Below are 14,030 nucleotides of genomic sequence, written 5' to 3' on the forward strand. Positions count from 1 at the left end.
CGGCGATGGTCCGGCCGCGTGCCGTCAGACCGCCATGTAGCGCCCTGGCCGGTGGTTCATGGCCAGCACCAGGTTGAGCGCCACGGCGCCGATGACCGACCACAGCACGCGCAGCGGCTCCACTGTGACCAGCGCCGCCAGCACGATGCAGCAGTCCACGGCCATCTGCACCTTGCCGGCGCGCCAGCCGAAGCGGTCCTGCAGGTACAGCGCCATGATGCCCACGCCCCCCAGGCTGCAGCGGTGGCGGAACAGCACCAAAAAGCCCATACCCATGATCAGCCCGCCGGTGATGGCCGCATACAGCGGCTGCAGTTCGCTGATCTGCAGGAACTGCGACTGCAGCTCCGACAGCACCGACAGCAGCGCCACGGCCGCGAAGGTCTTGAGCGTGAAGGCCAGGCCCAGCTTGCGCAGCGCCAGCCAGTAGAACGGCAGGTTGAGCGCGAAGAACAGCTTGCCGAAGCCGATGCCCGTGGCGTAGTGCAGCACGAAGGCCAGCCCCGCCATGCCGCCGGTGAGCAGCCCGGCGCTGGCGAGGAAGGCCACGCCCACGGAGATCAGCGTCACGCCCACGCCAATCGCCACGGCGTCTTCGGTGCGGGTGTGCGGGACCATGGCGGGAGCGGCGTTGGCGGTGGTGGTGGACATGGGCGGGATCGGCAGTCGCCGTGGTGACCGGCGGGGGCGCGATTGCACCACGGCATCGGTCGTTGTGTCTTGCGCTGGGTCAAATTCCCGTGTCTGGGTGGTGTGATGCTCCTAAAAGGTGAGCTGTTTGCGCTTGTCAGGCGGGCGCTAGAGGTCGATTTGACTCATCTCTGACGCACCCGGCGTGCCGGGGGGCTGGGTGGCCTGCATGGCTTCGGTGATGCATGCGCGCACGGCCACGCTGGGCACCATGGGCCGCAGCGCGGGCACGCTGGCACGGCCGATGTTGCCCTGCGGCAGCCGGCGCACCAGGTGGCCCACCAGCGTGAGGCCCAGCCGCGCCCATTGGCCCCGAGCCTCCGGCGCGTCGCCCAACTGGCGCGCAAAGCGCAGCATCTGCCAGTGCGCGCGCCAGTGCAGGCCCAGGCGGTTCTGGCCCACCACATGGGCGGCCTCCAGGTAGCGCCAACGCTGTTCGGTGGGCGCATCCACGCTGGTGCGCCAGCGCTGCAGCAGGTAGTCGTAGGCGGCGCGCTGGCGGCTTTGTGGTGATTGGGTCATGGTCATGCGGCCTCCTTCGCCGCGATAGAGGCACCGCGGCGCAGGCGCAGCCCGTTGGCCACCACCAGCAGGCTCACGCCCATGTCGGCTGCCACGGCCATCCACATGCTGGCCATGCCCAGCAGCGCCAGGGTGAAGAACGCGGCCTTGATGCCCAGCGCCAGGGTGATGTTCTGCCACAGCACGGCGTGTGCGCGGCGTGCCAGCCGCACGGTGTCGGGAATGCGGCGCAGGTCGTCGTTCATGAGTACTACGTCGGCCGTCTCCATGGCCATGCCGGTGCTGTGTGCGCCGCCCATGGCGAAGCCCACGTCGGCCTGGGCCAGCGCGGGCGCATCGTTGATGCCGTCGCCCGCCATGGCGGTGGGGCCGCGCGTGCGCTGCAGCGCGGCCAGGGTGTCGAGCTTGTCCTGCGGCAGCAGGCCGCCGAGCGCGTCCAGCGCGTCGGTAATGCCCGCCTCGGCCGCGATGGCCTGTGCGGTGGCCGGGTTGTCGCCGCTCAACACCACCGGGTGCACGCCCAGCGCGCGCAGTTCGGCGACGGCCTGGCGCGCGTGGCCGCGCAGCGGGTCGGCCACGGCGAACAGCGCGCGCACGGCTTGCGCGTCGGCCAGCAAGGTGACGGTGCGGCCCTGCCGCTCCTGTTGGGCCAGGGCGTCTTCGAGCGCAGCGTCGGCCAGGCCTTGTTCGCGCATCAGGCGCAGGTTGCCCAGCCACCAGCGCTGGCCGCCCACCTCGGCCTGCACGCCGCGACCGGGCAGGGCCTGCAGGTTCTGCACGCCGTTGTGGGTGGCCGCGGGCAGGCCGGCGGCGATGGCGCGCGAGACGGGGTGCTCAGACCGGCTGGCCAACTGCCAGGCCACATCTGCCACGGCGTCGGCATCGGCGCCGTTCAGGGCACGCCACTGCACCAGGGCAGGGCTGCCGGTGGTCAGCGTGCCGGTCTTGTCCAGCGCCACCACGCGCAGGCCGCGCGCGGCCTCCAGCGCGCTGCCGCCCTTGATGAGGATGCCGCGCCGCGCGGCGGCCGTGAGCGCGCTGACCACCGTGACCGGCGTGGAGATGACCAGTGCGCAGGGGCAGGCGATGACCAGCAGCGCCAGCGCCTGGTAGGTGGACTGCGTCCAGGTCCAGCCCATCAGCGGGGGGGCCAGCAGCGCCAGCAGCACGGCCAGTGCAAACACGATGGGTGTGTAGATGGCGGCAAAGCGGTCCACGAAGCGCTGGATGGGGGCCTTGCTGGCTTGCGCCTGCTCCACCGCGCGCACGATGCGCGCAATCAGCGTGTCGCCGGGCGGGGTGTTCACCTGCATCAGCAGCTCGCCCTGCTGGTTCACGCTGCCCGCGTACAGCGGGTCGCCGGCGGCCTTGTCGGCCAGTTGGCTCTCGCCGGTGATGGGGGCCTGGTTCACGCTGCTGCTGCCGTGGGTGACGGTGCCGTCCAGCGGCACATGCGCGCCCGGGGCGATGCGCACAGTGGCACCCAGCGGCACCTGGTCCACAGGCAGGCTCAGGGTGCTGCCATTCGGCTGCAGCACGTCGGCCGTGGCGGGCGCCAGTTGCAGCAGCTGGCGTATGGCATGGCGCGCGCGGTCCATGGCGCCGTCCTCGATGCGCTCGGCCGCCACGTACAGCGCCATGACCATCGCTGCCTCGGGCCACTGGCCGATGAGGAAGGCGCCCGTCACCGCCACGGCCATGAGCGCGTGGATGCCCAGGCGCAGGCGCGCAAGGTCTTTGAGGCCCACCCGGTACACGCCCAGGCCCGACAGTGCAATCGCCACCACGGCCAGGGCCATGCCGGCGTAGTCCTGCTGCATCCAGTGCGCCGCCTCGGCGCCCGCGGCCAGGGCCAGCGCCGCGGCGATGCGCGGCCAACCGGGCAGGGTGCCGTGGTCGTGGCCGTCGCCCGCCGATGTGCTGCAGGCGCAGCCGCTGCATGCGGATGCAGGCGAAGGAGGCAGGTTTGCCGCGCCCGGGCCATGGGAATGGGACGCGGAATGGGAGGAATGGCTTTGGCTCATGCCATGATTGGAAACCTTGAAGCCACTCCAAGGTCAAGCCATGCTGCGACAAAGCCCCCGCCACCGTATCGGTGATGCCGCCCGGCTCTCGGGCGTGCCACCAGCCAACATCCGCTATTACGAAAAGGAAGGCCTGCTGCCCGCGCAGACCCGCGCGGACAACCGCTACCGCCTCTACAGCGACGAGGAGGTCCACCGCATGCGCTTCGTGCGGCTGTGCCGCGCCATGGACATGTCGCTGCAGGAGGTGCGCGGCCTGCTGGCATTGGACGCCTGCAGTACCGCCGACGGCCATGCCGCCTGCGTCACGCTGGACGAGCACCTGGCGCACGTGCGCACGCGCATGGCCGAGCTGGCGACGCTGGAGCAGGAACTGCTGTCGCTGCGCAGCCGTTGCGACGGCACGGGAGGGCAGTGCCACGTGATCGAGGCGTTGCATGCACGCGCCGATGCCGATCCCGTGCCGCCCGCAGGGCCGGCGACCCGCAGGCATGTATGAGGCCCATGGCACAGGTTGCTATGGTGTTAATAGCTGCTAGCGCTTGCTGCATAAGCGCTAGCGGCTAATTTGTTACTTATCGAATGCAGCCTTCGCCTATGATCCGCGCATGAACGCCAGCCTGCACCCTTCCATCGTGCCCCGGCGCCTGTGGGCCCAGGCGCGGCGTTGGGCCGTGGCGTGGTGGCGCATCATCTACCTGGGCGCCGTGGTCATGGTGCTGATGCTCTCGCCGTCCAGCTACGGCCGCGCCACGCGCTGGCGGCTGGCGCGCCACATGTACCAGGACACCGCGCCCATCCTGCTGGGCTTCACGGTGCTGGCCGCGCTCATCAGTCTGGTCATCACGCGCATCGTGGTCGTCACGGCGCTCAGCTACGGCCTGTCGCGCTATGCGCTGGAGATGGTGATCCGCGTACTGGTGCTGGAGCTGATCCCGCTGACCGCCGCGCTGTTCGTGGCGATGCGCGCCACCATCCCCAACGGCACGCAGCTGGCGCTGATGCGCCAGTCGGGCCACCTTCAGGCTCTGCGCCAACGCGGCGCCGACCCCGTGCGCATGGAGCTGCTGCCGCGCGTGGTGGCTGGCGTGTATGCCAGCATCACGCTGGCGGCGCTGTCGTGCGTAGTGGCGCTGGTCATGGCCTACCTGGGCGTGTATGGGCTCAACACGGCGGGGCTGCCGGTGTACACGCGCATGTTCGGCCATGTGTTCGCGCCGCAGATCACGCTGGTGTTCGTGCTCAAGACCGTGTTCTTCAGCCTGGCCGTGGCGCTGATTCCCATGGCTTCGGGGCTCTACGAAAGCGGCGACGCACGCCAGGCCCAGCAGCCCGACTCGGAGCTGGGCGGGCTGGCGCGCATGTTCGCCGTGCTGCTGCTCATCGAGGTGATCTCGCTGATGGGCAATTACTACTGATTTCATGGCCACGCGATGACCGATCCGCAACGTCCCCAACCCCCGCTGTCCGAACCGCCGGCGAACGCGCCGGTCGAGCTGCTGCGGCCCGTGGCCCATCTGGAGCGCAAGGCCGCGGCGCTGCTGCTGTTCACGCTGGTGCTCGTGCTGGGTGCCGGCCTGTACCTGCTGTACGCGCGCGGCGCGTTCGAGCCCACGCAGCGGCTGGTGCTCACGGCCGAAGATTCCGAGGGCGTGGTCGTGGGCATGGACATGACGTTCTCGGGCTTTCCCATCGGCCGGGTGCGGCGCATCGAACTGGCCGAGACCGGCAACGTGCGCATCCTCATCGACGTGGCCCAGCGCGACGCGCACTGGCTGCGCACCTCCAGCGTGTTCACCCTGGTCAGCGGGCTGGTGGGCGGCACCACCATCAAGGCCTACAGCGGCATGCTGGCCGACCCGCCGCTGGAGGACGGCGCCGAGCGACCCGTGCTGCGCGGCGACGCCACGGCGGAGATTCCGCAGCTCATGTCATCGGCGCGCCAGCTGCTGGACAACCTGAACGCCATGACCGGCGCAGAGTCCGCCCTGGGCGGCGCCATGGCCCAGGTGCGCACGCTCACCGAGCGGCTCAACGCGCCTGGCGGCGCCCTGGGCGTGCTCATGGGCAACGAGGCGGACGCGAAGAAGATCCTCACCACGCTGGAGCGCACCAACCAGTTGCTCGCGCGCATCGACGGCATGGCCGCCAAGGCGGACAGGCAGGTCTTCGGTGCGGGGAGCGACCCCGGGCTGGTGCCCGAGGTGCGGGCCGCCGTGGTGCAGCTCAACGGTTTGCTGGCCGACGCGCGCCAGAGCCTCACCAAGGTGGACGCCGTGCTGGCCGAGGCCCAGGCCGTGGGCGCCAATGCGCGCGAGGCCACGACCGACCTGGGCGCATTGCGCGCCGAAGTGGAAGGCAGCCTGCGCAAGGTGGATGCGCTGGTGAACGAGATCAACCGCAAGTGGCCCTTTGCCCGCGAAACGGAGCTAAAACTGCCATGACCTCCCTGCAGCTTCTCTTGTGCCGGGGCTTGGCTCCCGCGCTGGCCGTGGTGCTGTCGGCCTGCGCCGGCAAGGCGCCGGTGCCCGACTGGCAGATGAATGCCCACGGCGCGGCCGAGCGGGCGACCGAGGCCTACCTGTCCGGCAACACCCGCGTGGCCGACCAGGAATGGACCCGCGCACGCGCCGAGGTGGCACGCACCGGCCGGCCCGAGTTGCTGGCGCGCGTGGAGCTGATGCGCTGCGCCGCGCAGGTGGCCAGCCTGCAACTGCAGCCCTGCACGGCTTTCGAGCCGCTGCGCGCCGATGCGGCGCCGCCGGAGCAGGCCTATGCCGACTACCTGGCAGGCCGCGCCACGCCCGCGCAGGCGGCGCTGCTGCCCGAGGCACAACGCGCCGCCGCAGCCAGCCCCCAGTCCATTGCCGGGATTGCCGACCCCTTGGCGCGCCTGGTGGCAGCGGGTGCGGCCGTGCGCGCCGGGCGCGCTACGCCGGAAGTCATGGTGCTGGCCACCGACACCGCCTCGGCGCAGGGATGGCGCCGCCCGTTGATGGCCTGGCTGCTGCTGCGCGCCGAACGGGCGGGTGCGGCGGGCGATACCGCGTTGGAGGCCGCGCTGCGGCGGCGCGTCGCTGTGGTGGAAAGCGGCGGCGCACCCGCCAGCGCCGTGCCCTGAAGCCCGGCCCGGGCGGCCCGCAAAAAAGCCGCCCGAAGGCGGCTGGAGGGGAGGAGTGAGAGGGAGCTCAGTCGAAGACGCCAGCGGGAACGAGTTGTTCCAGCTGGCTGTGCACCTGCGAGTCGGCCACCTGGGTCGTCTGGTGGGGCACCAGGGTCATGACGCTGGCCGCGAAGGCCAGGACCACGGTGACCACAAAGGCCACGTAGGCGCGCGATCCGGGGCGGAAATGGCGTTTCATGGCAGTACCTCAGGTGGGTGGAACACACGGTATGCATGCATACCAAGACATGGAGCGATTAAAGCGCTTCAGTCCTCGCAACGTCTGTAAGACAAGGTAGATATGCGCAGCTTGGAAACCACCGTTACCGTTGGATGCAATCGTGCGGCGACCGGACCGCGCGGCGCGCTGCGCGGTCAACCAGCGTTCAGTGCGCGTGCGAGCGCTCCCGCGGTGAGGGACCTCCCGGCGGGCCAGCGGTCGGCGGTAGCGCCGTGCTCCCAGCAGGCGCGGCCCGCCGCCGCAAATGCCGCACCGGCCTGTGCAGGCTCCGCGGCCAGGCGCGCCCCCAACAGGCCGGCCAGCACGTCACCGGTGCCTCCCGTGGCCAGACGCGCATTGCCCGTGGGGTTGATGAGGGGCGTGCGCCCCGGTGCGGCAATCACGCTGCCCGAGCCCTTGAGCAGCACGGTGCAGCCGTACTGATCGGCCAGCGTGCGCGCCGCGGCCAGGCGGTCGGCCTGCACGGTGGCCGTGGTGCCGGCCAGCAGCCGCGCGGCCTCCAGGGGGTGCGGAGTCAGCACGGTGGGGCGGCCCTGCCGGCCACGCTCGCGCAGCAGATGCTGCAGATGGGGGTCGGCGGCCACTGCGTTCAGCGCGTCTGCGTCCAGCACCAGGCGTGCCGATTGCTGCAGGACGTCTGGCAGCACGGCCGCCACGGCCGCGCCGCCGCCGCAGCCGCAGACCACGGTGGCGTGGTCCAGCGCCAGCGCGTCACAACGGCGCAGCATCAGTTCAGGCTGCTGCGGCAGGGCGGGGAGTGCGCCGGCGTCCAGCAGCGCCACCATCACGCGGCCCGCGCCGGCGTGCAACGCCGCGCTGGCGGCTAAAAGGGCCGCACCCGTCATGCCCATGCCGCGCGCCTGCAGGCCTTCGCCGCCGATGACGGCCACGTCGCCGTAGCTGCCCTTGTGGCTGGCATGGGCGCGCACGGCCGGGGCGGGGGGGCCGGCGAGCCAGGCGCAAGGGGTTTCGGTTGATGCCGGCACGCCCAGGTCATCAAACCACACGCTGCCCGCTGCGTCGCGGCCCTGGCCGGTGAACAGGCCTGGCTTGAGCGTGAGCAGGCTCAGCGTGTGGCGCGCCGCCGTGGCACCTGGATGGGCCGGCGCCAGCCCCGGGATGTACTGGCCTGATTCCGCCACCAGGCCCGATGGCAGGTCCACGCACAGCGTGGGTGCCGCGCAGGCGCGCATGCGGGCCAGCCATTGCAGCAGCCGCGCGTCGGGCTTGCGGGGGCGCGGATCGGCGCGCAGGCCGATGCCCAGCAGCGCATCCACGCACAGGTCCTGCGGACCGAGGGAGGGCGGCTCAGCCGCGAACGGCACGCCGGCCTCTTGTGCGCGCTGCCAGGACTGGCGCGCGTCGGCAGGCGCCGTCTCGGGCGTTCCCAGCCAGGTCACCACGACCGGGTGGCCGCCGCGGTGCAGCAGCAGGGCGGCCTCCAGCCCATCGCCGCCGTTGTTGCCGCCGCCGCAGGCGAACCAGAAGGTGCGCGCATGTGGAGCCAGCGCGAGCGCCAACCGGGCCGTGGCCTGGCCGGCGCGCTGCATCAGCGTGTGGGGCGCGAGGGCAGCGGCGGCGCTGGCCTCCAGGCGGCGCGTGGCCGCGGTGTCGAACAGGGGATGGGGCCGGTCAGGTGCGATGCGCTGCATGCCCGGCATTGTGGCGCCGGGCGGGGGGCGTGCGAAGCGCGCTAGGGCCTGTTCACACTATTTTTGCCAGATGCGTTGCGATCAAAAAGGGCCAGGCGCAAGGCGCCAAACGAAGCTGGGGTGCTACCCCAGCGAGGCTTGGCAACGCCGCGAATGGCCCTTTTTGATCGCAACCCGGAGGGAACGGAGTGAAAACCGCGCCATTCGTCGTTGCCCTCCTAGCCAAGGCCCCGGCCTTGGCGTCGTCACGCGCCTAGATTGGCGCGGTTTTCACGCCATTCGCACTGGCAAAAATAGTGTGAACAGGCCCTAGAAGCGCTGCGGCGCAAAGGGCTGCAGGTCAATCGCCGGACTGCGCTGGGCGATCAGGTCCGCCAGGGCGCGGGCACTGCCACAGGCCTGGGCCCAGCCGCAAGCGCCATGGCCGGTGTTGATCCACAGGCCGGACACATCGCTCGCGCCGATGGCAGGGGCGCCATCGGTCAGCGTGGGGCGCGCGCCGCGCCAGACCTGCACCTGCGGGGACGAGGTAAGTGCGCCGCCCGGGAACCAGCCCGACAGCGCGAGGTAGAGCGTCTGCAGCGTGGGCGCGTGGTGGCTGCCGTTGCCGTGCCCGATCTCGGCGCCGCCGGACACACGCACGCGCTGACCCTGGCGGGTGATGGTGATGCGGTGCAGCGGATCGATCACCGAGCCCTGGGGTGCATGGCTGTCCTCGCGCACCGGCGCGCTGACGGTGTAGCCATGTACGGCCTCCAGGGGCAGGTGGCGCCCCAGCGGGCGCAGCAGCGCGGCGCTGGCCACGCCTGCGCACAGCACCACGGCGTCGGCCTGACGCGGGGCGGCTTCGCCTACGACGTGGACGCCGGGCGGCGATACGCTGAGAGCGCGGACATGCGCGCCGAACACGAACTGTGCGCCGCGCTCCTGCGCCGCGTGGCGCAGGATCTGCGCAAACAGCCGGCAGTTGCCGGACTCGCCATCCGGTACATGCACGGCGCCCGCCAGCGGCACGTCGGTGGACAGGCCGGGCTCGATGAGTCGCGCGGTGTCGGCATCCACATCGCGCAGGCCCACGCCCGCGTCGCGCAGCACCTTCAACGCGGGCTGCAGGCGCTCCACATCTTCGGGGCGGCGCAGCAGCACCAGAGTGCCGCGGCTGGTTTCCAGGTCCACGTCCCATTGGTGGATGAGTTCGCGCGTGCGTGCCAGGCTGTAGCGGCCCAGACCTTCCAGCGCGGCCAGCCGCGCCGCCGTCTCGGGCCGGCGACCCGCCTGGGACCAGCGCCAGCGCCAGCGCCGGCCTGCCATGCCGGCGCCGCGTACCAGGCGCAGCGTGGCATCGCGGCTCCAAGGCCAGCGGCCGAGCGGCCCGCCCAGGCCCGGCGCCGCCCACGGCATGAGTAGCGAGGGCGCCAGCAGGCCGGAGCTGCCGAAGCTCGCCTCCTCTGCCGCGGCGCCGCGCTGCTCAACCACGGTGACCTGATGGCCGTCCGCGGCCAGTTCATAAGCAGTGGCCGCGCCGACGATGCCGGCGCCCACGATGATGATGTGCATGAAAATTGAAGCGAAATATGCCTCTAGCGCCCGTAGGATAAGCGCTAGTAGCTATTGTTTTTGTAGTTCTTGTTCGATCAGCAGGCCGATGTTCAGCACCGGGTCGTCGCGCAGTGCGCCGTGCCACACCATCAGACCCACGGGCAGTTCGCCCGCTTCGTGACACGGCAGGGACAGGGCGCAGCCGTCCAGCATGTTGACCACGCTGGTGTTGCGTAGCAGCAATCCGTTGACGCGAAAGAACTCCGCGTCGCGCTCGCTGCCCGGCGCGACCGATGCGATGGGGGGCGCCACGATGGGGACGGTGGGCGAGAGCAGGGCGTCGAAGCCGGCCATGGCGGTCTGCATGCGTGCGATCCAGGCGCGCCGCGCGTGCAGCAGATCGATGTAGTCGGCCGCGGACATGCCAGCGCCGCGCTCTATGCGGCTCTTCACGCGCGGATCGTAGGCGTTGCCGTGCCGTGCCAGCAGCGTGCGGTGCCAGGCGTAGCTTTCGGCGGCGGAAAACCCGCCGGTGGCGTTCACATCGGCCAACTGGGCGGTTTCTGCCAGGGCAATCTCGGTGATCTGCGCGCCGGCCGCGCGCAGGCGTGACAGTGTTCGGTCGAAGGCACGTGCCACGGTGGCGTCCAGTCCGTCCAGGAACAGTGTGGCGGGTACGGCCAGCCGCCAGGCCGACAGCGTTGCGGGGCTGCGCGTGACGCGCCGTGCCGCCAGGATCTCGTGTGCCACGACGGCATCGCGCACCGTGCGGGTGAGTGCGCAGGCCGTGTCCAGCGTGGTGGACAAGGGGACAGCGCCTTCGGTGGGCACGAGGCGCGCGGTGTTTTTGAAACCCACGATGCCGTTCAGCGCGGCCGGGATACGGATCGAGCCGCCCGTATCGGAGCCCAGGCCAATGAAGGCCGCGCCCGTGGCCACCGACACCCCGGCGCCCGACGACGAGCCCCCGCACACCCGCGCGGGGCCGGGCAGCGCGCCGTGGCGGGCGTCAAATGCGGCGGGCGTGCCGAAGTGCGGATTCACACCCACGCCGGAGAAGGCGAACTCCACCATGTGCGTGCGGCCGATGAACGCTGCGCCCGCGCGGCGCAGGCGCGCCACGGCCGGGCTGTCGGCCGGCGCGGGCGGCGCATCCCGCAACACGGTGGAGCCCGCGGCGGTGGTCATGCCCTGGATGTCGAACAGATCCTTGACCGACACGGCAAGGCCCGCCAGCGGCAGACGCTCCACGCCGGGCACGGCGGCTGCTGGGCGGGCCTGGTCGAAGCTGGTCTGGCGGAACACATGGGCGCAGGTGGGCCCTTCGGCGGCGGCGATGCAGCGCTCGATTTCATCGCGTGCGCTGCTGTGCCCGGCAGCTACGTGGCTGCGGGTGGAGACGAGGTCAGCCAACATGGGGGATATGCTAGAATCTTTGGGTTTTGCTGAGAGCTGCGCCGCCGCCGTGCTGCCAGGCACCATGCAGAACTTAATCGCAAACCAGCCCTCTCAAGGTGTTGCCCTCTGCCCTCTCGTGGGACTGCAAGTTCCACGCAAGAGCAATTCAGTGGGCAAGTATTGAGGCTGGATTTTAGACCCAACCTTCGGAGAAGCCTCATGTCCGTCACCATGCGTGAAATGCTGGAAGCCGGTGTCCACTTTGGCCACCAAACGCGCTTCTGGAACCCCAAGATGGCCCCCTTCATCTTCGGCCATCGCAACAAGATTCACATCATCAACCTGGAAAAGTCGCTGCCGATGTTCCAGGAGGCGCAGAAGTTCGCCAAGCAGTTGGCCGCCAACCGCGGCACGATCCTGATGGTCGGCACCAAGCGCCAGGCCCGCGAACTGGTGGCCGAGCAGGCCCAGCGCGCTGGCGTGCCCTATGTTGACCAGCGCTGGCTGGGCGGCATGCTGACCAACTTCAAGACCGTCAAGACCTCCATCAAGCGCCTGAAGGACATGAAGGCACAGCAGGAAGCCGGCCTGGAGTCCATGAGCAAGAAGGAGCAGCTGATGTTCTCGCGCGAGTTGGAAAAGCTCGAGAAGGACATCGGGGGCATTCAGGACATGGCTGCGCTGCCCGACGCTATCTTCGTGATCGACGTGGGCTACCACAAGATCGCCGTGTCCGAAGCCAAGAAGCTGGGTATCCCGCTGATCGGTGTGGTGGATTCCAACCACTCGCCCGAGGGTATTGACTACGTGATCCCGGGTAACGACGACTCGGCCAAGGCTGTGGCTCTGTACGCCCGCGGCATCGCCGACGCTATCCTTGAAGGCCGTGCCAACGCCGTGACGGAAGTGGCCAAGGCTGTGGCTGCCGAAGGCTCCGACGAATTCGTGGAAGTGGACGAGAACGCCGCCTAAGTCAAGGGCCGCGCGATGCGTCGCAAAAAAAGCGGGGCCCCTGGTGAGCCCCCTTTTTTTTTAGCTTCTGATCCTGTAACGAACTGAACTCAAAAACTGGAGAAACACGATGGCTGCAATTACCGCAAGCATGGTTGCCGAACTGCGTGGCAAGACCGATGCCCCCATGATGGAATGCAAGAAGGCCCTGACCGAGGCCGACGGCGATATGGCCAAGGCCGAAGAGCTGCTGCGCGTCAAGCTGGGTACCAAAGCCGGCAAGGCCGCTTCCCGCGTGACGGCCGAAGGCGTGGTGGCATCGTTCATCAACGGCAACGTGGGTGCGCTGATCGAAGTGAACAGCGAAACCGACTTCGTGTCCAAGAACGACAGCTTCATCGCCATGGCCAACGCCGCCGCCAAGCTGGTCGCTGAGCACAACCCCGCGGACATCGAAGCCCTGGGCCAATTGGCCTATGAGCAGGATGGCTTCGGCCCCACCCTGGAAGATGTGCGCAAGGGCCTGATCGGCAAGATCGGCGAGAACATGTCTTTCCGTCGTTTCAAGCGTTTCAGCGGCTCCAACCTGGCCGCCTACCTGCACGGCTCGCGCATCGGCGTGGTGGTGGAGTTCGACGGCGATGCCGTGGCCGCCAAGGACGTGGCCATGCATGTGGCCGCCATGAAGCCCGTGGCGCTGACCAGCGCCGACGTGCCTGCCGACCTGATCGCCAAGGAGCGTGCCGTGGCCGAGGGCAAGGCCGCCGAGTCCGGCAAGCCGGCCGATATCGCCGCCAAGATGGTCGAAGGCTCGGTGCAGAAGTACCTCAAGGAAGTCTCGCTGGCCGACCAGGTCTTCGTGAAGGCCGCCGATGGCAAGCAGACCGTGGCCCAGATGCTCAAGGCCGCCAACACCACAGTGAAGGGCTTCACCCTGTACGTGGTGGGCGAGGGCATCGAGAAGAAGGTGGACGATTTCGCCGCCGAGGTGGCTGCGCAAGTCGCTGCCGCCAAGTCGGGCGCCTGATAGCGCCTGCCGCCCACGCCCTTCATCCCCCCAGTCCAGCCTTACGGAGAATTGCCCATGACCCTCGCCACGCCAGCCCACAAGCGCATCCTGCTCAAGTTGTCTGGTGAGGCGCTCATGGGCGATGACGCATTCGGCATCAACCGTGCCACGATCGTGCGCATGGTCGAGGAGATCGCCGAGGTCACCCGCCTGGGCGTGCAAGTGGCGGTGGTGATCGGCGGGGGCAACATCTTCCGCGGTGTGGCGGGCGGGTCCGTGGGCATGGACCGCGCCACGGCCGACTACATGGGCATGCTGGCCACCGTGATGAACGCGCTGGCCCTGGCGGACGCCATGGACAAGCAGGGGCTGACGGCCCGCGTGATGTCCGCCATCGGCATCGAGCAGGTGGTGGAGCCCTACGTGCGTCCCAAGGCGCTGCAGTACCTCGAAGAGGGCAAAGTGGTGGTGTTCGCCGCCGGAACCGGCAACCCGTTCTTCACCACCGACACGGCCGCCGCGCTGCGCGGCGCCGAGATCGGCGCCGAGGTGGTGCTCAAGGCGACCAAGGTCGACGGCGTGTACACGGCCGATCCGATGAAGGACCCGTCGGCCACCCGCTATGCCAAGCTCACGTTCGACGAGGCCATGAGCCGCAACCTGGGCATCCTGGACGCGACGGCCTTTGCCCTGTGCCGCGACCAGAAGCTGCCGATCCGCGTGTTCTCCATCGTGAAACATGGCGCGCTGAAGCGCGTGGTGATGGGCGAAGACGAAGGCACGTTGGTGTACGCTTGATGGCTTTGCCGCGCCTGGCCTGATTGCCCGCTTGCAGAGGAAC

The 14,030-nt window shown here is 69.6% G+C and carries 14 protein-coding genes; 7 read left to right on the forward strand and 7 right to left on the reverse strand.

Features of this window, described 5'->3' with window-relative positions:
• Nucleotides 1-24 precede the first annotated feature (24 nt).
• The 3 genes from BV908_RS12725 to BV908_RS12735 form a co-directional block, all read right to left on the reverse strand.
• Nucleotides 25-651, reverse strand: coding sequence for a YitT family protein (locus tag BV908_RS12725; protein WP_011805791.1), 627 nt, complete (start codon nt 649-651; stop codon nt 25-27).
• Nucleotides 652-798: 147 nt separating this feature from the next.
• The gene (locus tag BV908_RS12730; protein WP_047351140.1) at nt 799-1,218 is read right to left on the reverse strand and encodes a DUF3703 domain-containing protein; all 420 of its coding nucleotides are present in this window, start codon (nt 1,216-1,218) and stop codon (nt 799-801) included.
• Nucleotides 1,215-3,236 (reverse strand): cation-translocating P-type ATPase, encoded by a 2,022-nt coding sequence (locus tag BV908_RS12735; protein WP_103738351.1) that lies wholly within the window; start codon nt 3,234-3,236, stop codon nt 1,215-1,217. Before BV908_RS12735 ends, BV908_RS12730 begins: the two co-directional genes overlap by 4 nt.
• A gap of 40 nt (nt 3,237-3,276) precedes the next feature.
• On the opposite strand from BV908_RS12735, the gene BV908_RS12740 reads away from it, so the two are divergent.
• The 4 genes from BV908_RS12740 (at nt 3,277) to BV908_RS12755 (ending at nt 6,357) form a co-directional block, all read left to right on the forward strand.
• Nucleotides 3,277-3,735, forward strand: coding sequence for a MerR family transcriptional regulator (locus BV908_RS12740; protein ID WP_103738352.1), 459 nt, complete (start codon nt 3,277-3,279; stop codon nt 3,733-3,735).
• Between the two features lie 109 nt (nt 3,736-3,844).
• Nucleotides 3,845-4,654 (forward strand): ABC transporter permease, encoded by an 810-nt coding sequence (locus BV908_RS12745; protein ID WP_011805787.1) that lies wholly within the window; start codon nt 3,845-3,847, stop codon nt 4,652-4,654.
• A gap of 15 nt (nt 4,655-4,669) precedes the next feature.
• Complete coding sequence (locus BV908_RS12750; RefSeq protein ID WP_103738353.1) at nt 4,670-5,680, forward strand: MlaD family protein; 1,011 nt, start codon at nt 4,670-4,672, stop codon at nt 5,678-5,680.
• Complete coding sequence (locus BV908_RS12755) at nt 5,677-6,357, forward strand: hypothetical protein (protein ID WP_103738354.1); 681 nt, start codon at nt 5,677-5,679, stop codon at nt 6,355-6,357. Before BV908_RS12750 ends, BV908_RS12755 begins: the two co-directional genes overlap by 4 nt.
• 67 nt (nt 6,358-6,424) lie before the next feature.
• Here the strand turns inward: BV908_RS12755 and BV908_RS22455 are convergent, their stop codons facing one another.
• From BV908_RS22455 to BV908_RS12770, 4 genes are all read right to left on the reverse strand, one after another.
• Nucleotides 6,425-6,598: a hypothetical protein gene (locus tag BV908_RS22455; RefSeq protein ID WP_172751389.1), complete on the reverse strand. Its 174-nt coding sequence runs from the start codon at nt 6,596-6,598 to the stop codon at nt 6,425-6,427.
• Nucleotides 6,599-6,774: 176 nt separating this feature from the next.
• Nucleotides 6,775-8,292 (reverse strand): NAD(P)H-hydrate dehydratase, encoded by a 1,518-nt coding sequence (locus BV908_RS12760; protein WP_103738355.1) that lies wholly within the window; start codon nt 8,290-8,292, stop codon nt 6,775-6,777.
• A gap of 309 nt (nt 8,293-8,601) precedes the next feature.
• The gene (locus tag BV908_RS12765) at nt 8,602-9,849 is read right to left on the reverse strand and encodes an FAD-dependent oxidoreductase (protein ID WP_103738356.1); all 1,248 of its coding nucleotides are present in this window, start codon (nt 9,847-9,849) and stop codon (nt 8,602-8,604) included.
• Nucleotides 9,850-9,900: 51 nt separating this feature from the next.
• Nucleotides 9,901-11,247 carry an amidase gene (locus BV908_RS12770; RefSeq protein WP_103738357.1) on the reverse strand — a complete coding sequence of 449 codons (1,347 nt, stop codon included), beginning with the start codon at nt 11,245-11,247 and terminating at the stop codon, nt 9,901-9,903.
• Between the two features lie 201 nt (nt 11,248-11,448).
• On the opposite strand from BV908_RS12770, the gene rpsB reads away from it, so the two are divergent.
• The 3 genes from rpsB to pyrH all read left to right on the forward strand — a co-directional run bounded on the left by rpsB (nt 11,449) and on the right by pyrH (nt 13,987).
• Nucleotides 11,449-12,201: a 30S ribosomal protein S2 gene (gene rpsB, locus BV908_RS12775; protein WP_011805780.1), complete on the forward strand. Its 753-nt coding sequence runs from the start codon at nt 11,449-11,451 to the stop codon at nt 12,199-12,201.
• Nucleotides 12,202-12,310: 109 nt separating this feature from the next.
• On the forward strand, nt 12,311-13,207 hold the full coding sequence (gene tsf, locus BV908_RS12780; protein ID WP_011805779.1) for a translation elongation factor Ts: 897 nt from the start codon (nt 12,311-12,313) through the stop codon (nt 13,205-13,207).
• A gap of 57 nt (nt 13,208-13,264) precedes the next feature.
• Nucleotides 13,265-13,987: a UMP kinase gene (gene pyrH / locus BV908_RS12785; RefSeq protein ID WP_011805778.1), complete on the forward strand. Its 723-nt coding sequence runs from the start codon at nt 13,265-13,267 to the stop codon at nt 13,985-13,987.
• Nucleotides 13,988-14,030: the final 43 nt, after the last annotated feature.

Origin of the sequence: Diaphorobacter sp. LR2014-1 (assembly GCF_002916785.1) — a bacterium.
Classification (GTDB): domain Bacteria; phylum Pseudomonadota; class Gammaproteobacteria; order Burkholderiales; family Burkholderiaceae_C; genus Diaphorobacter; species Diaphorobacter nitroreducens.

Excerpts from the sequence above, each read along its gene's own strand:
- BV908_RS12760 (WP_103738355.1), bottom strand. The coding sequence starts at position 8,292 with ATGCAGCGCATCGCACCTGACCGGCCCCATCCCCTGTTCGACACCGCG.
- BV908_RS12750 (WP_103738353.1), top strand. The coding sequence starts at position 4,670 with ATGACCGATCCGCAACGTCCCCAACCCCCGCTGTCCGAACCGCCGGCG.
- pyrH (WP_011805778.1), top strand. The coding sequence starts at position 13,265 with ATGACCCTCGCCACGCCAGCCCACAAGCGCATCCTGCTCAAGTTGTCT.
- BV908_RS12765 (WP_103738356.1), bottom strand. The coding sequence starts at position 9,849 with ATGCACATCATCATCGTGGGCGCCGGCATCGTCGGCGCGGCCACTGCT.
- BV908_RS12725 (WP_011805791.1), bottom strand. The coding sequence starts at position 651 with ATGTCCACCACCACCGCCAACGCCGCTCCCGCCATGGTCCCGCACACC.
- BV908_RS22455 (WP_172751389.1), bottom strand. The coding sequence starts at position 6,598 with ATGAAACGCCATTTCCGCCCCGGATCGCGCGCCTACGTGGCCTTTGTG.
- BV908_RS12745 (WP_011805787.1), top strand. The coding sequence starts at position 3,845 with ATGAACGCCAGCCTGCACCCTTCCATCGTGCCCCGGCGCCTGTGGGCC.
- tsf (WP_011805779.1), top strand. The coding sequence starts at position 12,311 with ATGGCTGCAATTACCGCAAGCATGGTTGCCGAACTGCGTGGCAAGACC.
- rpsB (WP_011805780.1), top strand. The coding sequence starts at position 11,449 with ATGTCCGTCACCATGCGTGAAATGCTGGAAGCCGGTGTCCACTTTGGC.
- BV908_RS12755 (WP_103738354.1), top strand. The coding sequence starts at position 5,677 with ATGACCTCCCTGCAGCTTCTCTTGTGCCGGGGCTTGGCTCCCGCGCTG.
- BV908_RS12735 (WP_103738351.1), bottom strand. The coding sequence starts at position 3,236 with ATGAGCCAAAGCCATTCCTCCCATTCCGCGTCCCATTCCCATGGCCCG.
- BV908_RS12740 (WP_103738352.1), top strand. The coding sequence starts at position 3,277 with ATGCTGCGACAAAGCCCCCGCCACCGTATCGGTGATGCCGCCCGGCTC.
- BV908_RS12730 (WP_047351140.1), bottom strand. The coding sequence starts at position 1,218 with ATGACCATGACCCAATCACCACAAAGCCGCCAGCGCGCCGCCTACGAC.
- BV908_RS12770 (WP_103738357.1), bottom strand. The coding sequence starts at position 11,247 with ATGTTGGCTGACCTCGTCTCCACCCGCAGCCACGTAGCTGCCGGGCAC.